This is a genomic window from Bacillus sp. EKM501B (assembly GCF_011800505.1).
GTDB classification, from domain to species: domain Bacteria; phylum Bacillota; class Bacilli; order Bacillales; family Bacillaceae_G; genus Bacillus_A; species Bacillus_A cereus.
Genome location: NZ_JAALFZ010000002.1, coordinates 415,540 through 437,368 on the forward strand (window position 1 = coordinate 415,540; position 21,829 = coordinate 437,368).

Consider the following 21,829-nt stretch of genomic DNA (forward strand, 5'->3'; position numbering starts at 1 on the left):
ATTTAACTTGATTTTTTTCTTTTACTTTTTACATTTCGGTAAAACAAAGCAGCACTCAGCGGCATAACACCAAACCACTTATTCATAAATGGCTCTTTTTCAGCACGGCGTTGTTCTTTCTTTTGTTTTCGATCTTCTTTTGGAGCATCCATATACGACACAAACTGCTGCGTCACAAAGCGAACATAATCATTAGTAGACATATTATCATCACCTCTACTTGATTAGTATGTCCACTTTTTTATACATTAATCTTTTCCTTTAATTCATTCATAATTTGCTTTACAGACTTATTTGTCGTATCGATATGAATATGAGCCTCTTCATAATAAGCTCGGCGTGATTCAAATTTCTTTACGAATGCATCTATATCTTTCTTTTGAAATAGTGGACGTGTCGTATCTTCACGAAGCCTTTCTGCAATTACATGCGGATCACAATATAAATACACGACAGTTCCGTTCTCTTTCATCCACTTGCGATTTTCCGCTCGTTCAATAATTCCCCCACCAGTTGTAATAATAACATTATGGACTGGTAGCGCACGTAACATTTCGCTTTCATATTCCCGAAAAGCCATTTCGCCTTCTTCGGCAAAAATTTTTCGAATTGCCTTCTCTTGCTTCTCTTCGATTTTTTGATCAGTATCTACAACATCCATTTGAAGTTCTTTACTTAACGCTTTTCCAATTGTTGTTTTCCCTGCTCCCATGTAGCCGGTTATGTATATAGATTTCATTTCTTGTCCTCTCAATCGTCATTTATTAATTGTTATTATAACGAAAGATGCTACTTTGTTTAATAAAAAAACGTTTTGTTCTTATACTATGAAGAACAAAACGTAACACTCGCTTTTACTTATAAGTGCCTCTTCTCACCCACTGCGTTGCAATCCATTTCTCACCTTTCGTTACAGGTGCCCCTCCGTGTAACGTAAGCTCATTTATTGATTGATCTTGATAAAAATACTCAAAGTATACTGCCATTCCCTTTCTAGGGTGTACAGAAAGATTTAATTTCGGGAAGTACGTTTCTCCGCCTTCTTCTACATCATTTAAATACATTACAAGCGTACTAATACGATTGTTAGCAGCTGATCTACTATGTTCCGCAAAATAATCATAGTGTGCTTTATATTGTTGATCCACTTCATAATTTAAAATGTGCAATCCTTCACCATGCGACGCAGGAACATTCATGATAGATGAAATTCGTTTTTCAATCTTTGAAGTAAGTTCATTGTCTTCCAAAAATGCACCGCTACTTGTTCGAATATCATTTACATCACGTGCTGAACCAACTTTAGAACGTTTCATTTTATTTTTAGACATTTCAATTAATTCATCACACTCTTCATCACTTAGTACATTTGCTAATACGACAATAAGAGGTTCTTCGAATTTTGAAATAATGTGTATTTCTCTATCTTCTGTCATAATCGTATTTCCTTTATGATCAAAAATAGTTTGTTCCTTATTTTCACCTATTTGATTGTTGTTTGTCATTTCCCTATTCTCCCTAAAAATAATGATTGGATAGCATGAATATATCATATTCTTTCTACCTTTCTCTTTTTTGAGAAAATTTAAACTTTTAATCATTATATTTATCCATTTCTTCTAAAAAATCAATTCAATTTACAATAGGAAATCCTGGTTTATCTATATATATATTTTACATATTATCCTTCTATCCAATCGACTATTTTCCCATCCTTTTTTCTATACCGAAAACTCACCGTATAGAAAGCTTCCTGTTTGAGTGTACACTGCAAAGCAACGAGAATTAAATCATTTTCAAAGACATAATTTCCACTCGCTTCTCCCTTTTCATACTGAAAGAAAAATGTACCTTCTTTTTCTTTTTGCTGTAAGTCTTTTTTTATATCTGTAATAGATCGGTTAAGTAATTCATCCAATAAAAATTTTTGTTCTATTCCTATATAAAAATTTTTATCTGTAAACAACATATTTGTTTCGTATATAAAAAAAGAAGTTAATAAAATAAGAAAGATAATCGTTCCAGGCATTGTAAATCCCTTTTGCTTTCTCATACGTTTATTCCTATTTCGCTATATCGCATAACTACACCTTCATATATTTTCCCACTAGTATCTTTCACATTTATAATGAGTACATGAGGTGTTAGTTTGTAAGAAACCGTTCCAATATTTTGTAAAACAACTTCCCTCCCGCGCCTATTTACCTTTCTTATAAGACGACTATTCTCTTTTTCATACGATACTTCACTCCCATTACGCGATCGGAATTGTAAAATACTTTCTCCATTTTCAAATGCTAGCTGTTCTCCAGATGATACTTCACGAAACTCCAATTGCATTTGCCCTAAATACACATCCCACTCCCAATCATTTAACCCTTTCGACTGTTTATTTTCCATTTCAATGAAATGTAGGCGGGGAAAGAGCAAAAAAAATATTGATAATAGAAACAGACATACAATCATTTCTATTAATGAAAAACCAAATTCTAATTTATTTTTTCTCCTACATAAAAGCATTGTTCCATCATTCTGTCTTTCACATCTTTCCACATGGTACAAACTTCATTGCCTCCCCAATATGTGTAATACACAATTCCATTTATATTCTTTTCTATTATTCGCTTTTCTTCATTTCCATACATATATATAGCTGCTTCTTTTTTTAATAATCCAGTTGCCTTATAACGAATTTGTATATTTTTTCTTTCTTGCATAACTAATACTGTTTGCGGTAGTAGTAACGATACAGCCATCATTAAAACACTTAACGATACAATCATTTCAGCCATTATGGATCCTTTTTGACATTTCACGATACGTAAATCTCCCTCTTCCAAGCTGAAATACAATTTCATATTTATAATTTCTATACGAAATTATAATCGTACCACCTCTATTAATATTTCCACTTGGGTTATATGTCATCGGATTTGGAAACGTATGCAAATCAATTTGTATATCTTCTTCATACTCTCGCTTGACGATATAATACTTTGTACCTGACTCTTTTATAGCATACATATTTCTATCTTTATGCCAACGTAATGTGTAGTGCTTTTGATGGTTTATCGCTAATTGCTGCATATACAAAATATCATTTGAAAACTGTCTCAAAAATTGTTCAACTTTTTGTCGCTCGTATAAGGAATGAACACTAAAATACGTAACTATACTTAATACAGAAATAACAAATAAAACGAGTAACATTTCTAAAAAAGTAAACCCTTGTTGTTTCACAATGCCCTAATTGATACTGTGCCATCATCTGATATATGAATAGATTCGCCATTCGGACACTTATCAGTTGTAATATACTTTTCATCTGCCAGTTCTTTTAACGATGGAATTTTATTATGTTGTAATTGATATACTTGTATTTGCGCTTCTATAGATTTCACGTAAGCTGCACACCCTTTTCCTTGGACCGATGAACGCTGTGTAACTACATTTGGAATAATTAATAGTAATAATATAGTTATGACAACCATTACTAATAGCATCTCTAACAGAGTAAATCCTTCCTCATTCTGCATACAAATGCCCCCTAAATAGAATTCATCATTTGAAACATCGGCATAATCATCGCTAAATACATAAGGACAACGATTCCTCCAATACATGTAAATAAAATAGGCTGAATGATAACTAACATATGTTTAATTTTTCGTTCCATCTTTTCCATAATAAGATCGCTATAGTCACCTAATTCAATCCCTAAATTGCCATTTGCTTGTCCATGCGTAATAACATAAGAAAGTTCTTTCTCGTAATACCCACTTTTAGCAATGATAGATTGTAACTGTTCTCCTCCAATTAATTGTCTTTCAATCCGATTCGCTTCATATTGAAAGAACGGATGATATCTTTGCTCCATCATTATTGTTAAAGCTTCGCATACTGATAGTCCACCATTTAATAAACCACTCAACTGAGTAGCAAAATAATGTGAATGCTTTAAAATAAGAAATGTTTTGATGAGAGGAATACGAAGCATGATTTTTACCTGTCTAATATGTGGAAGTTTCCTAAAATACAACATGTATAAACTACATCCAATAATAACAGTTAAAATAGCGGTTAAAATAATGTATGGTAGCAGTTTTATTGCACTTAAAATTTGTTCTGTAAGTAGTGGTGTATTAGAACCGAACGAACTATAAACCATTTCAACCTGAGGTAATAAAATGAGGTTAAAAATAAAAAGCATGATTAGTAGAAAAAACATCAAGAACATAGGATACTGCATTATTTTCATCATGTCTTTCCTATACTTATCTTTCTTATAAAGAAGTGCACTTCCTTGTTGCAAAGCAAAAGAAATATCACCATGTTGCTCGGCATAAAATAGATAACTTAACATGTCCTGATGAAACTTTAACTGATGAAAAGAATCGTGTAGACTTTTCCCATCTTTTAATCCCTCAATCATGCGCTGCAATTGTACTTTCTTTTCTACAGGTAATTGAAACTGTAAAAATTCTAATGCTTGTAAAAGAGAGTAGCCTTTTTCTAATAATTCTCCTAAACGTTTCAACAATACTACTTGATCACTTAAACTCCAAGTTTTCTTAAACATAAACATCTTCTTCTAAAAAACCTAAAGCATATCCTTTTCGTATTGACGATTCTAAAGTCTCATGTTTGTAAGTAACACATTCTCCATCTGCTTCTTTAAGTGCTTGTTTTAACTCATATCCATATAACAGCTCATAAATGCTTGCTTGCCTTACTTGCCTCATTGATTTACATAAAGTTGAGCACTTTCCTCTGCAAAACGGACACTTCAATTCGACAAGTCGCTGTGCAGCTACAGCCAATAAAGACTGTTCAATCTCTTGCCTCGTTATACCATAATCCATGAAACGAATGATCGCTCCTTTCGCATCATTCGTATGCAGCGTTGTCATTACTAAATGTCCTGTCAAACTTGCTCTTATAGCTATTTTTGCTGTTTCCTCATCCCGGATTTCACCGACTAAAATAATATCTGGATCATGACGTAAAATAGCCTTTAATCCTGCTTCATATGTGAGACCCGCTTTTTCATTTATTTGAATTTGTAATACATCGTCACTTCTTTTTTCAACCGGATCTTCAAGTGTAATGATGCGACGTGTTTTCTTTTTTCTAATTACTTCTAATAATGCATACATTGTCGTCGTCTTCCCAGATCCAGTTGGTCCAGTAAACACGAGTAGCCCCTGTGAATAGCGTAAAAACGAGAGTAGTTTTGCTGCCGTACTTGGAAATAACGAAAGATGTGATAAGGGCTGAACAGATGCTTGTAAATGAAGGCGAATAACAAGACTTTCTTGATATACTGTTGGAAGTGTTGAAAGGCGTAAATACACTTCTTGTCCATCAATTTGCAAATACAACGAACCATTCTGTGGCTTCCGTTTCTCTCCTATGTCCATAGATGCTAAAAATTTGAAATGTGAGACAAGTTTTTCTCCAAACTCCTTTTCAATACACTGTCTCGTCATTAAATCTTTTCCTATACGTAGTTGCACTGCTACATCCTTCTGCCGGGGCACAATATGTAAATCTGACGCTTGTACCCTACACGCTTCTTTTAAAATTGTATTCGCGAAAATTTCAATCCCATTCATCACTTTTCCCTCCTCACTATGTATATAGCATGAAAACATGCGCAATAAAAATTTGGACTTTTGTATTTTCAATAGAGGAAAAAGGAAAAATATGTTTGTGAAATTATGAACAATTTCCGAATTATTGTCTGAAATTACCTATACTCATGTTTATCTGTATTATAATGTTATTATCTTGGATAAAGTGATAAAGGTGGAGATCCTCATGGAACAAGCTTTAAAAATTACAGGTGTATTATCTGACCCAACTCGTTATTACATTTATAAATATATTTCGCAAAAACATAGTTACGTAACGGTACAAGAAATTGCAGATGAATTCGATATTCATCCAAACGTAGCGCGTTTACATTTATCTAAATTAGAAGATGTTCATATGCTAAAATCGGAAACGAAGAAAACTGGAAAAGGCGGAAGACCGAGCAGATTATATGTCTTATCTGAAGATGTTATCCAATTACAATTTCCATTCCGTGATTATCAATTATTAGCAAGAATCGCATTTAATTCTTTACTTAGCCTTGGCGCTGCTGGTGAGAAAGCGCTATACGAAACAGGAAAACAATTCGGAGCTGAATTAATGCAACAACATATGCAACGTTTAAATGTGAGTGAAGATGCTTTAACAGTGGAACAAAAAGTTCAAATTGCAAAAGAAGCTTTCTCAACAGCTGGCTTATCACCTGCATTTGAATTAAGTGCAGATGGAACAAAAATTTTCTATGATGTACACAATTGTCCATTTAAAGAAGTTGCTGTTCATCATCCAACTGAAATTTGTAACATGCACGGAGATATGATGAAAGGAATTTTTGAAATCCTATTCCCTAACATGGAATTAACTCGAAATGATAGTCTATTAGATGGATGTAAATCTTGTAATTATAAACTAACAATTTAATTTCTCATATAAAAAGAAGCCAATAATAATTGGCTTCTTTTTATATGAATGAATATTTACAATAGTAAGAAAAATAAACTATAATGAGGTGAGGTTTACTTTTTTTAGAAAAGGAGGGAGATGGCATGGAGCGCATGTTTCGCGTTCTCGGCTTTTGGACTGGAATTTTCTCGGTTATGTTTTACGTAGGGGATATGCAACAGACCGCACTACTATTTTTAGGACAAACAGGTTTCTTCGTACTTTTAAGCTATTTAAAATTAACAGAGCGTATGTATATATACGTATTTGGGGCATATTTAACTGTTTTCTTCATAGGATTTACATACTACACGACGTTTTTACTTGTCCCTGGGGCTGGACATTAAAAGATGGCATTTTGCCATCTTTTTTTAATTCCGGAATTTCCTAGTTGACTTATAGGTTTTATTGCCTTATATTCTATATAACAGATTGGAATTAGGGGGAATCAACATGAATACACTGCTTGTCGGAATTAACGTTGCAGTCATGCTCATTTTAGTTGGCGTATTATATTATATGCAACGTAAGCATGTATCTTTTAATAAACGTGTATTTACTGCTTTAGGAGTCGGAATTATATTCGGTCTTATATTACAATTTATTTATGAACCAACTTCTAAAGTAATTATTGAATCAAATACTTGGTTTGGCTTAATCGGTAACGGTTATGTGAAATTACTTCAAATGATCGTTATGCCACTTATTTTAGTATCTATTATTTCAGCCTTTACAAAATTACAGTTAACGAAAAACCTTGGTAAAATCAGTGGTCTTATTATCGGAATTTTAATTCTTACTACAGGAATCGCTGCAGCTGTCGGTATCGCTGCAAGTGCAGGATTTGATGTATCTGCAACAGGCCTACAACAAGGTGATGCAGAATCTGCTCGTCTGAAACTAGTTGAAGAAAGATTTACTTCTATTGAAAAGACAACAATTCCAGATAAATTATTAGAGCTATTGCCTACAAATCCGTTTCTTGATTTAACAGGCGCTCGTCCAACATCAACAATTTCTGTCGTAATATTTGCAGCCTTTATCGGCATTGCCTTTATAGGTGTAAAACGAAAATATCCAGAACAAGCAGAACTATTTAAGAAAATGCTTGATGCTGTATATGCAATCGTAATGCGTATGGTAACATTAATTTTACGCCTTACTCCATACGGCGTATTAGCTCTTATGGCAAAAACAGTTGCTGGTAGCGATATAAATGCTATTTTAAAACTTGGTAACTTCGTGTTAGCCTCTTACGTAGCACTTATCGTAATGTTTATCATTCACTTATTATTAATTGCATTGTCTGGTTTAAATCCAATTCAATATTTGAAAAAAGTGTTCCCTGTACTAACTTTTGCATTCACATCTCGCTCTAGTGCTGGTGCGATGCCATTAAATATTGAAGCTCAAAAAGAAAAGCTTGGTATTTCCGAAGGAATTGCAAACTTCGCAGCTTCATTTGGGGTATCTATCGGACAAAACGGTTGCGCAGGTATTTATCCAGCAATGCTTGCAATGATGGTCGCTCCAACTGTAGGAATTGATCCATTACAACCACAATTTATTTTAACTTTAATCGCTGTTATCGCTATTAGCTCATTCGGTGTTGCCGGAGTTGGTGGCGGCGCAACATTCGCAGCTTTAATCGTACTATCTACAATGAACTTACCAATCGGTATTGTTGCTCTAGTTATCTCGGTTGAGCCATTAATCGATATGGGGCGTACAGCTCTTAACGTAAGTGGTTCTATGACAGCAGGTCTTATTTCAAGTAAATGGCTTGGTGAATTAGATCAAGATACGTACAATCAAGATGATACAAAAACTGGTGAAATTGCTTCATAATGAAAAAAAGACGCTAACATACAATTGTTAGCGTCTTTTTTATTCCGTTCCCTCTTTATAGATTTTATCTTGAGAATTCTTACTCCAAGTATTCTTCTAGTTGCTCTTTTAACTCCTCCTCAATCTCATAACAAGATTCATCAACAAGTTCCCCTACTTTCTTACTCCCAAAAATGTTTGATTGAATTGACATTCCTAAAAAGATTCTTTCGCATTTCCAAATTGGAATATAGTGAAATTCAATCATCCTTTTTCTTCATCTAATATAGCTATGGCAACTGATGAATAATAACCCACCTCAAAGGGATTCTCTTTTTCTCTTGCAAATCCCATATCTAATTCCATGTGTTTTTCTATGTATAAATGCGCATACTCTTTATGCAGTTTAAGTGATATTCGCTCTATTTCCTTCTCCATACATTGAATGTTCTCTTTTAACTCCAACGTAAACTCCTGTTCTTTATATTTCATTTTCGCCTCCTGAAACATAGAAAAAGAGAATATGATAACATATCCTCTTTCCTCAAATATATTTCATTATCTCACAGCCCGTCCTTTTCACAAATAACCATTTTGTTCGCACCATTTATGAAATTGTCCTACGTCTACTCCAACTAACACGATATCCTTTAGCTCTACATCAATGATTTGTTCTCCAATTACAATAGCAAACTGCGATGCTAATTTTGTCTCGTTTTTCTTTACAATTCCAATTCGGTTCCGATGCGGTCCATCTTTTATATATGCTTTTTGTCCTACAATATCAAAGTTCAAAATTCTCACCTCTTTTACTGCGCTCAAATTGGAAATACGATCTCCACCTCGGAAAATTTCCTTTCATTGCACTATTTCTCTATATATATGACGAAACAATAAAAGAGTCCTTCCTTCTTTACAATTATTTTTTCTTTGTTTCATTTTTGTGATTGAAACGTAAAGTTTATAATAAAATACACTTGGAAGCGCTTTCTATGTAATTTTTTATGTTATAATATATAAGTAGAACTTCGTAAAGAGGGTTAAAAAATGAATACAAAAATGATTAAAAAAGTAATTGAAGCACTAAAAGTATATGGCTTTCAGGATGTATCATTCTGTGACAAAACGAAGCAATTTTTATTTCATAACGAAACCGATATTATGAGCGGCTATGCAGAAATAACATATAGTAGTCAATTTGAAAAATTCAACGTACAAATTCATCCAATTGAAACGCATCACCAAGCAGAGTTACAAGAGATTGAAAGACATATACAAGCTTGTATAAGAAAAGTGGAATATTTAAACGCACTTCTTACCGGGCAGACAAAACTAGATGATAAAATTATTATTATGTAAAAAAAGAACGTGATCCAATCACGTTCTTTTTTCATTATACGTTCATCTTTTCCTTTAGTTGTAATCCTGTAACAGATTCTAATACATCCATTGATTCTCCAAATGTCATATCAAAAATTGTCTTGTCCTCTATGTATGGAAACTGTCTGAAACGCTTTTCTAACACCTTCACAGCATCTGATGTAAAGTTTGCACTATCAATGCCAAATTCTGTTTCAAGAAGAACGATCCAATCTAGCACATGAAAACCTAATCCATTGACGAATGAAATAAGTTTTTCTTCTGGGTTTGAAGATAAGAATACTTGGCGTTCTATCTCACTAAAAAGTTCTTCTCCTAAGATTTCAGCTAACTCATCATCATGTTCACGTTCAACAAGTTCTTCGTAGCCGTAATCATCCACAAGCTCTTCTACTTCTTCACTATCCTGACAAAGCAATTGACTAAGAAGTGCCTCTCTCTTAAATTCACTATTTTGTACGACTTCTAAAAAGCTCGTTTCCCATCCATTTTCTAATTTCATATTATGTACTCCTTTATATACGTTTCTTATCATCACTGTACCCAAAAGATCACTTTTATAACCTTTTAGGTAGTTACTATTATTTCACATGATTCATAACAAAAGATGCAAACTCAGCTACATCTCCTTCAAAAATATTTATTTCTGGCAAGTGATAGAACGTTGTTTGGAGCGGGTTTCCTGCATGATATACATATATCGTTTTCTCTAGTGCAATCGCCATTCCAAACTCTGTATGGCTCCCGTTTCCGCCATCTAATATAAGTAAAAATACATCCGCTTCTTTTACAGCATTTCGTTCTGCCTGACCAATTTCTCTTAATTGTTCTTCATTCGCTGCTCTTTCGTTTTTGGTCCAATCATATGTATGGTGCCATCCTGCATGTTTCAGTTCATTTGCTACGGAATGTACAAGATGTTTATTTTGGAAACCTGAGGCGATATAAAAATTCATTTATATACACTCCTTCATTGTGTATGGGGAAACTCCTTTTTAGCGTTATTTGTTATAGCTATAATAAAGAACAACTTCAAAAAAAATCCCCATCTTTAAAACTTATTTGCGTTTAAATGATGGGATGCTTCATGGTCTTCTTTTATTTTTTGTTTTTTATAACTTTCATCAGCTAACATTTCTAGTTCAGCTGTTATCTCTGACTTTTCAAGCTCTCTTTCTTGCGAAAATTTCCTTGAAATATAAACAATAACACTACCAACGTACAACACAAAGCATATAATAAGTGCAGTATTTTCATAGAGACTTAGCTCCAACACAGTCACTCCTAATCCATTCGTATTTTCACGCCTCATTAATTGGAATTTCCCTATTAACCCATTTGTTATCCCGCTATTTGAGGGCAGTAAGACTACCTCCTCAAAATTTAGTAACAGTAAAGAAGTTAGATGTGGGATGAACCCAACTGATTAAAGTTTCACTTTATTGTAACATAAAAATATCAATTCTTGGAATCTTTCACCCTACTAAAAGAGGCATGATTGTTTCATCATGCCTCTGAAATATTTTGAATGATTGTTTTAATTGCTTCTTTTCCATTATATTTTTTTAGTGCTGTTTTATACTTCTCATTATTTTGATTCAATTCTTCGACATACTTTATAAGAGATTTTACAGTTACATCTTCTTCATATAATACGGAGGCATACCCTTGCCTTTCAAAGGACTCTGCATTTAATATTTGATCTCCACGGCTTGCAAATTTCGATAATGGAATTAAAACCATCGGCTTTTGTAATGTTAAAAATTCAAAAATTGCGTTGGAGCCCGCGCGTGAAATAACAAAATCTGTTACCGCTAATATATCTGGCAGTTCTCCATGTACATATTCAAATTGTCTATATCCTTCTTTATTTTGTAAACTTTCATCAAGGTTACCTTTTCCGCAAAGGTGAACAATTTGATATTTTTTAAGAAGTTCTGGTAATGCTTCTCGAGCCGTATCATTAATTTTTTTCGCGCCCAAGCTGCCTCCCATAATCGTAATAACTGGCTTTTTACGTGAAAAACCTAAAAACGCTAAACCTTTTTCACGATTTCCCTTCAGCACTTCTTCACGTACAGGAGATCCCGTATATATTACTTTTTCTTTCGGTAAATGTTTCGCTGCTTCTTCAAATGTAACAAATATTTTCGAAGCAAAACGAAGCGCAATTTTATTTGCTAGTCCTGGTGTCATATCAGATTCATGTAATAAAACTGGTACTCTATTTAGCCATCCTCCAATTACGACTGGTACAGATACGAAACCGCCTTTTGAAAAAATTACATCTGGTTTTAGTTTTCGAATCCTTACATACGCATCCATAACACCCTTCATTACAAGAAAAGGATCTTTTATATTTTTCAAATCAAAATAACGACGTAGCTTTCCACTCGAAATACTATAGTAGGGAATGCCTTCCTTTTCTATAATCGTTTTCTCAATACCTTGATGAGAACCAATATAAGAGATATCCCAGTTGTCTTCCTGTAAATATGGGATAATGGCTAAATTAGGTGTTACATGTCCTGCCGAACCGCCACCTGTAAAGACTATTTTCTTCATACGTCTCCCCCTTCTAGACTATAATACACTAAAATATCTTGCCTCAGGGTGAGAAAATACCATAGCCGTTACGGACGCTTCTGGCTCCATCATGAATCCTTCTGTTAATGAAATACCTATTTCCTCTGGATGAATTAAGCGAAATAGCTTTTCTTGATCTGCAAGTTCTGGACACGCCGGATAACCAAATGACACTCGTATTCCTCTATATTTCGTACGGAAACGTTCTTCCATCGTCAGTTCAGGTGAGTCCGGAATGCCCCAGCGGTCACGAATGAGCATATGTGTTTTTTCAGCAAGTCCTTCCGCTAATTCAAGCGCTAACGATTGAATGGCATGACTACGTAAGTAATCACCTTTCGCCTTCCACTCTTCAGCAATGTCCCGAACTCCTTCCCCAACCGTAACAGATAAGAAAGCAACATAGTCCATCTCATCTCCTATTGGGCGCAAATAATCACCTAAAGTACGATAGGGAGCCTTTCCTTGTCTAGGGAATGTGAAACGCTCTATAACACGCGTATGATCTTCTGGATCATATATTACAATGTTTTGTCCGTCGCTTTGCGCTGGGAAAAATTGATACACTGCTTTCGGCTTTAACCAAGATTGTCCTTCCTGCAATAATTCATCTATTAAATCATTTAATTCATGTGCTCTCTTATCTCCCTCTTTCAAAAGCTTCTTCACATTTCCTTTTAATCCAAGGTGATGCCCAAGTAGCATTTGTCTATTTAAAAATGGAGCGAGATGAAGGGCCGGAATATCGCGTAATACAATTCGTTTTGTTGAATCAGGCACGATAACTTCAGCCTTCGGTAATGGCTCAATTACTGCTGGAATTTCTACTTTCTTCTCCTCTTTTTTTACGATATGAAGATGACGTTCTTTTTTATCCTGTTTCATCTTCTCACGCTCTTCTTCTTTTTGAAGCTTATTAATAATATCGAGCCCCGTCATCGCATCACTCGCATAACAAACGAGCCCTTTATATGATGGTGAAATCCGATTATCTGTAAACTTTCTCGTTAACGCTGCACCACCTACAACAATGGGAACATCAATATTTGCTGCTTTTAAATCTTCAGCAGTCGTTACCATTTGTTGCGCTGATTTTACTAATAAACCGGAAAGGCCTATAATATCCGGCTTCTTTTCTTGTACTTCTTGAACAATTCGATCCGAACGTACATTAATTCCTAAATTAATAATCTCATATCCGTTATTTGCTAAAATAATTTCAACGAGATTTTTCCCAATATCATGCACGTCACCTTTTACAGTTGCTAATAATACTTTCCCTTTTTTCGCACTATCACTAGATTCCATATGTGGCTCTAAATAGCTTACAGCAGCTTTCATACTTTCAGCACTTTGCAATACTTCAGCAACAATAAGTTCATTATTATTAAATAGTCGTCCTACCTCATCCATCCCTGTCATAAGCGGACCGTTAATAATATCAAGAGGTTTTCTTCCTTCTTCAAGCGCAAGACTTAAATCCTCGTGTAATCCTTGTTTCGTACCTTCTACAATATAATTTGCTAGTCTTTCATCAAGCGTTAACGTTTCTTGCACAACGATATCTTTCTTTTTAGCAACTCGGTAAAAGTTTGTAAATTCTTCTAACGTCTCTTTCGTCGTTTCAAACAGTAGTGCATCTGCAAGGCGTTTTTCTTCCTCTGGAATCGACGCATAGCGTTCTAATTTTTCCGTATTCACAATCGCGTAATCTAACCCTGCTTTCGTAGCATGATATAAAAAGACTGAATTTAATACCTCACGTCCAGCCGGTGGTAAACCAAATGATATGTTACTTACCCCTAAAATCGTTAAACACTCTGGTAACGCTTCTTTAATAAGGCGAATTCCTTCTATAGTCGCTGCTGCTGAACCAATATATTCTTCATCACCTGTCCCTACCGGAAACACAAGTGCATCAAAAATAATATCTGACGGGCGTATCCCATACTTCTTTGTAAGTAATTCATAGCTTCTTTTCGCAATTTCTATCTTTCGCTCCGCACTAACCGCCATACCGTCTTCATCAATTGTTCCTACAACTATAGCAGCACCATACTTCTGAAGAAGCGGTGTCACTTTTTTAAATCGTTCTTCTCCATCTTCTAAATTAATTGAATTAATAACAGCTTTTCCTTGAATATAAGTAAGAGCTCGCTCCATCACATTTTCATCTGTTGAATCAATCATAATCGGTACTTTTAAAACTTTCGTAACTTCTGCTAAGAAGTTTTCCATATCTTCTATTTCATCGCGATCAGGATCTGCCATACAAATATCAATAATATGAGCATTTTTCTTCACTTGCGCTCTTGCCACTTCAGCAGCCTCTTCAAATTTCCCTTCTGCTACTAATCGTTTAAATTTACGTGACCCAATAACATTCGTTCTTTCACCTACAAATAACGGTCTCATAGACTCATCATATTGCAGTGCTTCTAATCCACTAATTCCATGTCCTTCTCTCTCATGATGGTCACGAGGCTTAAGAGATGCTAGCGCGGATTTCATTGCTTTTATATGTTCTGGTGTCGTGCCACAACAACCACCAATAATATTAACCCACCCTTCTTCAGCAAATCGCTTCACCTTTTCAGCAAGAGAAGATGGAGATTCATGGTAATGTCCATCTTCATCAGGAAGACCTGCATTTGGATAACAAGAAATGTAACACTCCGATAAATCAGATAGTGAACGAATATGGTCCCTCATAAACTCCGGACCAGTCGCACAGTTTAACCCAACAGATAATGGTTTCATATGTTCTACTGATAAATAAAAAGCTTCAATTGTTTGCCCAGCCAGAGTCGTTCCCATTGGCTCAATCGTACCTGAAATCATAATAGGAACCGTTTTTTTCAGTTCTTCAAAAGCAGCTTGAATTCCAATATAAGCTGCTTTCACGTTACGCATATCTTGACTCGTCTCAACGAGTAATACATCAACTTCTCCTTTTAATAATCCTCGTGCCTGCCTTGTATAAGCCTCAATCAATTCTTCAAAAGTCACACCACCAGTAACACTAATTGCTTTCGTTGTTGGTCCCATCGCTCCCGCAACATATACTTCATTCCCGCTTTCTTTAACAGCTTGCTTCGCCAAAAGTGCTGCCTTTTCATTTAGTTCTTCATCTAAATGAGACAGCTCATAATCACTTAGTACAATATTCGTTGCCCCAAATGTATTTGTTTCAATAATATCCGCTCCAGCTTCAATATAAGCTTTATGAATCTTTAAAATAACGTCTGGTCTTGTTTCCACTAAATATTCATTACAGCCCTCGTACTCTTCTCCTCCGAAATCTTCAGCAGTTAAATCCTCTTGCTGAATCATTGTCCCCATTGCACCATCTAATATTAAAATGCTATTTTTCAATTTTTCTTCTATACACTTCATCAATTAATACCTTCTTTCACTTCTTGCTTTTCTCTTACATATTTAACAAGATGTTCTGTAATTTCATACTTTAAAAATGGTGTAATAAGATAAATACCATTAAAATATTTCATCGCTGCGTCGACCAATTCTTGTGAAATGCGAATCCCTTCCTCAATTGCTGCCTCTTTCGTTTCATGTCCATCCATTCTCTCTCTTATTTCTTCAGGAAGAGTAATACCCGGCACCTCAAAATGAAGAAAATCTGCATTCCGCTTACTTACTAACGGCATAATTCCAATAAAAATAGGTTGTTCCAAATGCTTTGTCGCTTCATACACTTCTTCAATTAACTTGATATCGTAAATTGGCTGAGTTAAAAAATACTCCGCTCCAGCATCTATTTTTCGTTCCATTCGCTTAACCGCTGCTTTTAAGTGCCTCACGTGAGGATTAAATGCGCCGCCTACAGAAAACCTTGTCGCCGGTCCAATTGATTTCCCTAAAATTGAACGTCCATCGTTCATTTCTTTAATCATTTTAATAAGCTCAATAGAGGATAAATCATATACAGAAGTGGCACCGGGAAAATCACCAACGCGCGCTGGATCACCAGTTAAAGCTAACACTTCTTCCATCCCTAACGCCGATAAACCTAACAAATGAGATTGTAGTCCAATGACGTTATGATCTCTACACGTTAAATGCGTCAATACTGGGATATCATGCTTCGTTAATAACGCACCCATCGCCATATTAGAGACACGAGGCGATGCTAATGAATTATCTGCTAGAGTAATAGCATCTGCTCCCGCTCTTTTTAACGCTCTTGCTCCTTCAAAAAAACGCTGTGTATCTAACGTTTTCGGTGGATCTAATTCCACTACAACTGTCGTTTGTTTTTTTGCTTTCTCTGCTAGAGTGACGTGAGCCTTCGAACGTTTCTCATGCGTATGAACGACTTTTGGCCTTTGAATCGTTTCTTTTTCTATTACAGGGGTAATATTCGCAACAGCGCGCTTCATACTTTGAATATGTTCTGGAGTCGTACCACAACAGCCACCCAATAACCGAATACCTTGCTCAATAAATTTCGGTGTCATTGCTTCAAAATAAGCTGGACTTCCCTCATATACGTAACGTCCCTCTACATAATTCGGGAGACCTGCATTTGGGTATGCTGATAAATAGCCATTTTGCGGAATCGATATCATTTTGAAAGCTTCCGTCATATGAAGCGGCCCCAGTTGACAATTCAATCCAACAACATTTGCACCGTAATCTATAAACTGCTTTAATATTTCATTGACATCATTTCCATTTTGAGTCGCACCTGCTTCATGTAACGCTAATTGCGCAACAATCGGAATATTCGTTTGCTTACGCAACACTTTAACAGCATGAAGTAATTCAAATTCATCATAAAAAGTTTCTAATAGTAATCCATCAACCTGTTCTTCTAGTAAAGCCCCCGCCTGTTCAAGTAATATAAACTCCCTTTCCATATCAGTCGTTGTAACAGCTCCGATATGTTTCATACCACCAATTGTTCCTAAAATTGCATTTTTATCTGTCACAGATGCTTTCGCCAATTTCACTGCCGCTCTATTAATTTTTGTAACTTGATTTTCTAAACCATACATACGTAATTTCGCCTCATTTGCTCCATACGTATTCGTTTGAATTACATCTGCTCCAGCAGCTACATATTGTTTATGAATGGATATAATTAGATCTGGATCAGATACGTTCAATTCTTCAAAGCTACTTTGCAAACCATGTGAATGCAATAACGTTCCAACCGCACCATCACCTATTACAATTCCTTTTGATAATAAATCTAGTAATTTCACGAATCTCCCTCATTTCTATCAATATAAAAACCCCCTCTTCACTTTGAAGAGGGGGACATAATTGTTCCTCCTCTTATTATGCAAAACATTCGTTTTGCAGGTATTAGCACCGTTTCAAACATTTCGTTTGAAGGTTGCCGGGTTTCACAGGGCCTTTCCCTCCACCGCTCTCAATAAGAGTTGTCTTTATTATTTTATTTATGTAGCTAAAAGGAAATGCGTTCCCCTTTTAACAATGTTTGTTAATTTTTTAATAAATTTAGCATGCACAAAATTAAAAGTCAATGACACTTGCGGAAAAATAAAAATTATTTAAAATAAAGTTGCAATTCAATTATCTTTTATTGTAAAGTTAAAAACATAATAAAAATTTCATACGAACATTCTTATCTAGAGAGGTAGAGGGACTGGCCCTGTGACGCCTCAGCAACCATTAACATTTTGTTAATAAGGTGCTAATTCCAGCAAATTGTGAAAGATTTGACAGATGAGAAGAAGACTCTATTCAAACCGAAAGCCTTCTTCTTAGAAGGCTTTTTTTATTTTATATTCACTTAATGTTTCAATTTAAAAAGGAGGAATTTTCACATGTCAACAATCGAAACAAAACTAGCACAAATCGGAAATCGTAGTGAAACTACAACTGGAACGGTTAATCCACCAGTTTATTTCTCAACCGCTTATCGCCACGAAGGAATTGGTAAATCTACTGGCTTTGACTATTCACGAACTGGCAATCCAACTCGCGGTCTTTTAGAACAGGCGATTGCAGACTTAGAATATGGCGAACAAGGTTATGCCTGTAGTTCAGGGATGGCGGCTGTTCTCCTCGTCCTTTCTCTATTCCGCTCTGGAGACGAACTTATTGTATCTGAAGATTTATACGGGGGAACGTATCGATTATTTTCTGAGCATGAAAAAAAGTGGAATGTTCGATGTAGATACGTAAATACACAGTCTATTAAACAAATTGAGCAAGCTATCACAACTGAAACGAAGGCTATTTTCATAGAAACTCCAACTAATCCATTAATGCAAGTTACTGATATTGCTGCTGTCGCAACTGTAGCGAAAAGGCACGGACTACTTCTTATTGTAGACAACACATTCTACACACCTTATATACAGCAACCATTAACAGAAGGTGCTGACATTGTACTTCATAGCGCAACGAAATATTTAGGGGGACATAACGATGTACTAAGCGGGCTTGTCGTTGCAAAAGGAAAGGAACTTTGCGAGGAAATCGCTCATTATCATAATGCATCAGGTGCAGTTTTAAGCCCATTTGACTCATGGTTATTAATTCGCGGTATGAAAACGTTAGCGCTTCGCATGAGACAACATGAAGAAAATGCGAAAGCAGTTGTTGCGTATTTAAATGATGAAGACGGGGTGACAGATGTATTTTATCCAGGAAGAGGCGGCATGATTTCATTCCGCCTTAAAGATGAAGCTTGGATTAATCCATTCTTACAATCTTTATCCTTAATTACATTTGCCGAAAGTCTTGGTGGTGTAGAAAGTTTAATGACTTATCCAGCAACGCAAACACATGCTGATATTCCTGAAGAAATTAGAACAGCAAACGGCGTATGCAATCGTCTTCTTCGATTCTCAGTTGGCATTGAAAATAGTAACGATTTAATTCAAGACTTAAAGCAAGCCATTAAACTCGTAAAAGAAGGTGTAAGAATATGAGCTATTCTATAGATACACTCTTACTACACAACCAATATAAACATGACTCGCAAACAGGCGCTGTGAACGTTCCTATTTATAACACATCAACTTTTCACCAGTTTGATGTAGATACGTTCGGAAAATATGACTATAGCAGGTCAGGAAATCCAACTCGTGAAGCTCTTGAAGATATCATTGCTTTATTAGAAGGCGGAACAAAAGGATTCGCCTTTGCATCAGGCATTGCAGCGATTTCCACTGCATTCCTCCTTCTTTCACAAGGTGATCACGTACTCATTTCAGAAGATGTGTACGGAGGCACTTACCGAGTGATAACTGAGGTACTCTCCCGTTACGGTGTTTCACATACATTTGTTGATATGACCAATTTAGAAGAAATAAAACAAAACATGAAACCAAATACAAAGCTCTTTTATGTAGAAACACCTTCTAACCCACTTTTAAAAGTGACAGATATTCGCGAGGTTTCTAAACTCGCAAAATCTATTGGCGCTCTTACTTTTGTTGATAATACATTTTTGACACCACTATTCCAAAAACCACTTGAACTTGGAGCTGATGTCGTTCTTCATAGTGCTACAAAATTTATTGCTGGTCATAGTGATGTTACTGCAGGATTAGCAGTAGTAAAAGATGCAGAACTCGCTCAAAAGCTTGGATTTTTACAAAATGCATTCGGTGCTATTTTAGGACCTCAAGATTGTTCTCTCGTACTTCGCGGTCTAAAAACATTGCACGTACGCCTCGAGCATTCAGCTAAAAATGCCAATAAAATCGCACATTATTTACAAGAGCACGCTAAAGTACAAAATGTCTATTATCCGGGATTACAAACACATCTCGGATTTGATATTCAACAATCTCAAGCAACATCAGCTGGAGCGGTCTTATCGTTTACTTTGCAGTCAGAAGATGCACTCCGCCAATTTTTATCAAAAGTAAAATTACCTGTTTTTGCAGTTAGTTTAGGAGCTGTAGAGTCAATTCTTTCTTATCCAGCAAAAATGTCACATGCAGCACTGTCGCAAGAAGCTCGTGATGAAAGAGGAATCTCTAATTCATTACTTCGGTTATCAGTCGGTCTTGAAAATGTTAACGATTTAATATCCGATTTTGAAAATGCCCTTTCTTATGTAGAAGAACCTGTAAATGCATAGAGAAAAAGAAGATATGAGATTAGGTTTTCATATCTTCTTTTTCTGCGTTTTAGTTATATTCATTTGAATTTCTTCTTTTCTTATAGTCCATAAAAAAATAAAAGTATATCATCTATTTCTAAATAATGGATTAATTGATATATTAAGAAATAAAAAGGGGTGAAAATAATGGATATTTGTTCAGATATTTTAATCGTTATCGATTTACAAAATGGCGTATGTTATAGCGAGGAGCATTTATTTGATTTACAGAACTTACTAACAAAAGTAAATAAAAGAATTTATTCATACAGAAAATTAAATAAACCAATCCTTTTTGTTCAACATTGTGATGATGATTTAGTACCCGAGAAAGAACTTTGGGCTATTCATACCGATCTAGATGTTCAAGAACAAGATTTTTTTGTAAGAAAAACACATGCAAATTCATTTTATAAAACAAACTTAAAAGAAATTTTAGATCAATTATCTGTAAATTGCATTGAATTTTGTGGCGCCCAAACAGAGTACTGTATGGATGCTACGATTAAGTTTGCCCACGGACTAGGATACGAAAACTTTATGGTACAGAAAACAACCTCTACGTTGAATAATCCTTTTATGTCCGCAAAAGAGACAATTGATTTTTATGAGAACATATGGAATCACAGGTTTTTAACGTTGCTAAAAGATGAATTTTAGAATAAATGACTAATGACTTGATCATCCTAAGATTTATCAGCTGTAAGCAAATATTTCATTATCACCATAAAGAAGCGAATTACATTCAGCTTCTTTTCTTTTAACTTGTTTTATATTCTATATATATCATTATAATTCCTTTGTCATATTATTTTAAAAATTTCGTATATTCATTTGAAAGAATAAGAAAATCATGATAAAATTGTGTTACAAATATATCTATATCTTTCAATTTTTAAAACGCATCGAAATTTTCACCCAAAAATGTCATTTTACAAAAACATGCTAATTTACCTATTTTATTTACATCAGGGTCTCTTTTCTTACAATTTCTTTACTTTAGGACTTTTTTTCTGCAACAACTATTTTCTTTTCTTTAAATTTTTGGTATGTATAGTATGGTATAATAGCTCACACGGAGGTGGAAAAGAACATGTTAGAAACCTTTCAAAAAGAATTAGAACTATATGAAAGTAATGCAGAATTATTAAAAGTGCTAGCTCATCCTGTTCGTTTATGTATCGTAAAAGGATTAATCGAGCGCGGTCCAAGCAACGTTTCTACAATGTATACTGGCTTAAACATGCCACAATCTACAATTTCACAGCATTTAGCAAAATTAAAAAGCGCTAAAATCGTTTCTAGTGAAAGAAAAGGATTGGAAATTTATTACAAAGTAGAGAATGAAACAATCATTCAACTCGTTCGCGTATTATTAGGTTAGGGACT

25 protein-coding genes, 1 pseudogene and 2 riboswitches are annotated in these 21,829 nt (G+C 35.0%); of the genes and pseudogenes, 8 read left to right on the forward strand and 18 right to left on the reverse strand.

Annotated elements, in window-relative coordinates; all coding sequences use genetic code 11:
• Window positions 1–2: 2 nt before the first annotated feature.
• From HFD78_RS06935 to comGA, 10 genes are all read right to left on the reverse strand, one after another.
• A complete protein-coding gene (locus HFD78_RS06935) occupies window positions 3–203 on the reverse strand; it encodes a YqzE family protein (RefSeq protein ID WP_000106083.1) in 201 nt (66 codons plus the stop codon).
• Window positions 204–241: 38 nt separating this feature from the next.
• The gene (locus HFD78_RS06940; protein ID WP_000836650.1) at window positions 242–739 is read right to left on the reverse strand and encodes a shikimate kinase; all 498 of its coding nucleotides are present in this window, start codon (window positions 737–739) and stop codon (window positions 242–244) included.
• A gap of 115 nt (window positions 740–854) precedes the next feature.
• Window positions 855–1,505 carry a 2OG-Fe(II) oxygenase gene (locus tag HFD78_RS06945; protein WP_118043307.1) on the reverse strand — a complete coding sequence of 217 codons (651 nt, stop codon included), beginning with the start codon at window positions 1,503–1,505 and terminating at the stop codon, window positions 855–857.
• A gap of 176 nt (window positions 1,506–1,681) precedes the next feature.
• Complete coding sequence (comGG, locus tag HFD78_RS06950; RefSeq protein ID WP_001231273.1) at window positions 1,682–2,053, reverse strand: competence type IV pilus minor pilin ComGG; 372 nt, start codon at window positions 2,051–2,053, stop codon at window positions 1,682–1,684.
• Entirely contained in the window at window positions 2,050–2,520 is a 471-nt protein-coding gene (gene comGF / locus HFD78_RS06955) for a competence type IV pilus minor pilin ComGF (RefSeq protein WP_000923099.1), read from the reverse strand. Before comGF ends, comGG begins: the two co-directional genes overlap by 4 nt.
• Window positions 2,490–2,792 (reverse strand): hypothetical protein, encoded by a 303-nt coding sequence (locus HFD78_RS06960; protein ID WP_000829473.1) that lies wholly within the window; start codon window positions 2,790–2,792, stop codon window positions 2,490–2,492. Before HFD78_RS06960 ends, comGF begins: the two co-directional genes overlap by 31 nt.
• Window positions 2,785–3,240 (reverse strand): competence type IV pilus minor pilin ComGD, encoded by a 456-nt coding sequence (gene comGD / locus HFD78_RS06965; protein WP_000813142.1) that lies wholly within the window; start codon window positions 3,238–3,240, stop codon window positions 2,785–2,787. Before comGD ends, HFD78_RS06960 begins: the two co-directional genes overlap by 8 nt.
• Window positions 3,237–3,536 carry a competence type IV pilus major pilin ComGC gene (gene comGC / locus HFD78_RS06970; protein WP_001178686.1) on the reverse strand — a complete coding sequence of 100 codons (300 nt, stop codon included), beginning with the start codon at window positions 3,534–3,536 and terminating at the stop codon, window positions 3,237–3,239. Before comGC ends, comGD begins: the two co-directional genes overlap by 4 nt.
• 11 nt (window positions 3,537–3,547) lie before the next feature.
• The gene (comGB, locus tag HFD78_RS06975) at window positions 3,548–4,579 is read right to left on the reverse strand and encodes a competence type IV pilus assembly protein ComGB (RefSeq protein ID WP_000475184.1); all 1,032 of its coding nucleotides are present in this window, start codon (window positions 4,577–4,579) and stop codon (window positions 3,548–3,550) included.
• On the reverse strand, window positions 4,572–5,615 hold the full coding sequence (gene comGA, locus HFD78_RS06980) for a competence type IV pilus ATPase ComGA (protein WP_098204813.1): 1,044 nt from the start codon (window positions 5,613–5,615) through the stop codon (window positions 4,572–4,574). Before comGA ends, comGB begins: the two co-directional genes overlap by 8 nt.
• A gap of 205 nt (window positions 5,616–5,820) precedes the next feature.
• Between comGA and HFD78_RS06985 the strand changes: the two genes are divergently transcribed.
• From HFD78_RS06985 to HFD78_RS06995, 3 genes are all read left to right on the forward strand, one after another.
• Entirely contained in the window at window positions 5,821–6,516 is a 696-nt protein-coding gene (locus tag HFD78_RS06985; protein ID WP_000434125.1) for a helix-turn-helix transcriptional regulator, read from the forward strand.
• 125 nt (window positions 6,517–6,641) lie between these two features.
• Complete coding sequence (locus HFD78_RS06990) at window positions 6,642–6,884, forward strand: DUF2626 domain-containing protein (protein WP_000440721.1); 243 nt, start codon at window positions 6,642–6,644, stop codon at window positions 6,882–6,884.
• A gap of 106 nt (window positions 6,885–6,990) precedes the next feature.
• Window positions 6,991–8,385: an L-cystine transporter gene (locus HFD78_RS06995; protein WP_001094336.1), complete on the forward strand. Its 1,395-nt coding sequence runs from the start codon at window positions 6,991–6,993 to the stop codon at window positions 8,383–8,385.
• Window positions 8,386–8,464: 79 nt separating this feature from the next.
• On the opposite strand, the pseudogene HFD78_RS29400 reads toward HFD78_RS06995, so the two are convergent.
• A pseudogene (locus tag HFD78_RS29400) lies at window positions 8,465–8,856 on the reverse strand (hypothetical protein).
• Window positions 8,857–8,943: 87 nt separating this feature from the next.
• On the reverse strand, window positions 8,944–9,159 hold the full coding sequence (locus HFD78_RS07010; RefSeq protein ID WP_001008326.1) for a DUF3912 family protein: 216 nt from the start codon (window positions 9,157–9,159) through the stop codon (window positions 8,944–8,946).
• 252 nt (window positions 9,160–9,411) lie between these two features.
• Between HFD78_RS07010 and HFD78_RS07015 the strand changes: the two genes are divergently transcribed.
• A complete protein-coding gene (locus HFD78_RS07015; protein ID WP_001093237.1) occupies window positions 9,412–9,723 on the forward strand; it encodes a hypothetical protein in 312 nt (103 codons plus the stop codon).
• Window positions 9,724–9,757: 34 nt separating this feature from the next.
• Here HFD78_RS07015 and HFD78_RS07020 read toward each other — a convergent pair whose 3' ends face one another.
• From HFD78_RS07020 to HFD78_RS07045, 6 genes are all read right to left on the reverse strand, one after another.
• The gene (locus HFD78_RS07020; protein ID WP_139847816.1) at window positions 9,758–10,246 is read right to left on the reverse strand and encodes a hypothetical protein; all 489 of its coding nucleotides are present in this window, start codon (window positions 10,244–10,246) and stop codon (window positions 9,758–9,760) included.
• A 79-nt stretch (window positions 10,247–10,325) separates the two neighbouring features.
• Window positions 10,326–10,700 carry a nucleoside 2-deoxyribosyltransferase gene (locus HFD78_RS07025; protein ID WP_001012333.1) on the reverse strand — a complete coding sequence of 125 codons (375 nt, stop codon included), beginning with the start codon at window positions 10,698–10,700 and terminating at the stop codon, window positions 10,326–10,328.
• Window positions 10,701–10,795: 95 nt separating this feature from the next.
• Entirely contained in the window at window positions 10,796–11,056 is a 261-nt protein-coding gene (locus HFD78_RS07030; RefSeq protein ID WP_001250699.1) for a DUF3966 domain-containing protein, read from the reverse strand.
• 194 nt (window positions 11,057–11,250) lie between these two features.
• Window positions 11,251–12,309: an undecaprenyldiphospho-muramoylpentapeptide beta-N-acetylglucosaminyltransferase gene (gene murG, locus HFD78_RS07035; RefSeq protein WP_000724777.1), complete on the reverse strand. Its 1,059-nt coding sequence runs from the start codon at window positions 12,307–12,309 to the stop codon at window positions 11,251–11,253.
• Between the two features lie 18 nt (window positions 12,310–12,327).
• Window positions 12,328–15,726: a methionine synthase gene (gene metH, locus HFD78_RS07040; RefSeq protein WP_044584861.1), complete on the reverse strand. Its 3,399-nt coding sequence runs from the start codon at window positions 15,724–15,726 to the stop codon at window positions 12,328–12,330.
• Window positions 15,726–17,558 carry a bifunctional homocysteine S-methyltransferase/methylenetetrahydrofolate reductase gene (locus HFD78_RS07045; RefSeq protein ID WP_191968056.1) on the reverse strand — a complete coding sequence of 611 codons (1,833 nt, stop codon included), beginning with the start codon at window positions 17,556–17,558 and terminating at the stop codon, window positions 15,726–15,728. Before HFD78_RS07045 ends, metH begins: the two co-directional genes overlap by 1 nt.
• Window positions 17,559–17,628: 70 nt before the next feature.
• Window positions 17,629–17,738, reverse strand: a riboswitch (SAM riboswitch).
• A 203-nt stretch (window positions 17,739–17,941) separates the two neighbouring features.
• Window positions 17,942–18,052: riboswitch (SAM riboswitch) on the forward strand.
• 94 nt (window positions 18,053–18,146) lie between these two features.
• Between HFD78_RS07045 and metI the strand changes: the two genes are divergently transcribed.
• The 4 genes from metI (at window position 18,147) to HFD78_RS07065 (ending at window position 21,824) form a co-directional block, all read left to right on the forward strand.
• Window positions 18,147–19,259: a cystathionine gamma-synthase/O-acetylhomoserine thiolyase gene (gene metI / locus HFD78_RS07050; RefSeq protein WP_000103889.1), complete on the forward strand. Its 1,113-nt coding sequence runs from the start codon at window positions 18,147–18,149 to the stop codon at window positions 19,257–19,259.
• On the forward strand, window positions 19,256–20,419 hold the full coding sequence (gene metC / locus HFD78_RS07055) for a cystathionine beta-lyase (RefSeq protein ID WP_000122301.1): 1,164 nt from the start codon (window positions 19,256–19,258) through the stop codon (window positions 20,417–20,419). Before metI ends, metC begins: the two co-directional genes overlap by 4 nt.
• 168 nt (window positions 20,420–20,587) lie before the next feature.
• A complete protein-coding gene (locus tag HFD78_RS07060; RefSeq protein WP_000350341.1) occupies window positions 20,588–21,100 on the forward strand; it encodes a cysteine hydrolase family protein in 513 nt (170 codons plus the stop codon).
• 433 nt (window positions 21,101–21,533) lie between these two features.
• Window positions 21,534–21,824 (forward strand): ArsR/SmtB family transcription factor, encoded by a 291-nt coding sequence (locus tag HFD78_RS07065; protein ID WP_000894377.1) that lies wholly within the window; start codon window positions 21,534–21,536, stop codon window positions 21,822–21,824.
• The last annotated feature ends 5 nt before the right edge of the window (window positions 21,825–21,829 follow it).

What these genes read in the sequence shown, in the direction of transcription:
- HFD78_RS06935 (WP_000106083.1), bottom strand. Translation starts at nt 203, where the DNA reads ATGTCTACTAATGATTATGTTCGCTTTGTGACGCAGCAGTTTGTGTCG.
- HFD78_RS06940 (WP_000836650.1), bottom strand. Translation starts at nt 739, where the DNA reads ATGAAATCTATATACATAACCGGCTACATGGGAGCAGGGAAAACAACA.
- HFD78_RS06945 (WP_118043307.1), bottom strand. Translation starts at nt 1,505, where the DNA reads ATGACAAACAACAATCAAATAGGTGAAAATAAGGAACAAACTATTTTT.
- comGG (WP_001231273.1), bottom strand. Translation starts at nt 2,053, where the DNA reads ATGAGAAAGCAAAAGGGATTTACAATGCCTGGAACGATTATCTTTCTT.
- comGF (WP_000923099.1), bottom strand. Translation starts at nt 2,520, where the DNA reads ATGCTTTTATGTAGGAGAAAAAATAAATTAGAATTTGGTTTTTCATTA.
- HFD78_RS06960 (WP_000829473.1), bottom strand. Translation starts at nt 2,792, where the DNA reads ATGGCTGAAATGATTGTATCGTTAAGTGTTTTAATGATGGCTGTATCG.
- comGC (WP_001178686.1), bottom strand. Translation starts at nt 3,536, where the DNA reads ATGCAGAATGAGGAAGGATTTACTCTGTTAGAGATGCTATTAGTAATG.
- comGB (WP_000475184.1), bottom strand. Translation starts at nt 4,579, where the DNA reads ATGTTTAAGAAAACTTGGAGTTTAAGTGATCAAGTAGTATTGTTGAAA.
- comGA (WP_098204813.1), bottom strand. Translation starts at nt 5,615, where the DNA reads ATGAATGGGATTGAAATTTTCGCGAATACAATTTTAAAAGAAGCGTGT.
- HFD78_RS06985 (WP_000434125.1), top strand. Translation starts at nt 5,821, where the DNA reads ATGGAACAAGCTTTAAAAATTACAGGTGTATTATCTGACCCAACTCGT.
- HFD78_RS06990 (WP_000440721.1), top strand. Translation starts at nt 6,642, where the DNA reads ATGGAGCGCATGTTTCGCGTTCTCGGCTTTTGGACTGGAATTTTCTCG.
- HFD78_RS06995 (WP_001094336.1), top strand. Translation starts at nt 6,991, where the DNA reads ATGAATACACTGCTTGTCGGAATTAACGTTGCAGTCATGCTCATTTTA.
- HFD78_RS07015 (WP_001093237.1), top strand. Translation starts at nt 9,412, where the DNA reads ATGAATACAAAAATGATTAAAAAAGTAATTGAAGCACTAAAAGTATAT.
- HFD78_RS07020 (WP_139847816.1), bottom strand. Translation starts at nt 10,246, where the DNA reads ATGAAATTAGAAAATGGATGGGAAACGAGCTTTTTAGAAGTCGTACAA.
- HFD78_RS07025 (WP_001012333.1), bottom strand. Translation starts at nt 10,700, where the DNA reads ATGAATTTTTATATCGCCTCAGGTTTCCAAAATAAACATCTTGTACAT.
- HFD78_RS07030 (WP_001250699.1), bottom strand. Translation starts at nt 11,056, where the DNA reads ATGAGGCGTGAAAATACGAATGGATTAGGAGTGACTGTGTTGGAGCTA.
- murG (WP_000724777.1), bottom strand. Translation starts at nt 12,309, where the DNA reads ATGAAGAAAATAGTCTTTACAGGTGGCGGTTCGGCAGGACATGTAACA.
- metH (WP_044584861.1), bottom strand. Translation starts at nt 15,726, where the DNA reads ATGAAGTGTATAGAAGAAAAATTGAAAAATAGCATTTTAATATTAGAT.
- metI (WP_000103889.1), top strand. Translation starts at nt 18,147, where the DNA reads ATGTCAACAATCGAAACAAAACTAGCACAAATCGGAAATCGTAGTGAA.
- metC (WP_000122301.1), top strand. Translation starts at nt 19,256, where the DNA reads ATGAGCTATTCTATAGATACACTCTTACTACACAACCAATATAAACAT.
- HFD78_RS07060 (WP_000350341.1), top strand. Translation starts at nt 20,588, where the DNA reads ATGGATATTTGTTCAGATATTTTAATCGTTATCGATTTACAAAATGGC.
- HFD78_RS07065 (WP_000894377.1), top strand. Translation starts at nt 21,534, where the DNA reads ATGTTAGAAACCTTTCAAAAAGAATTAGAACTATATGAAAGTAATGCA.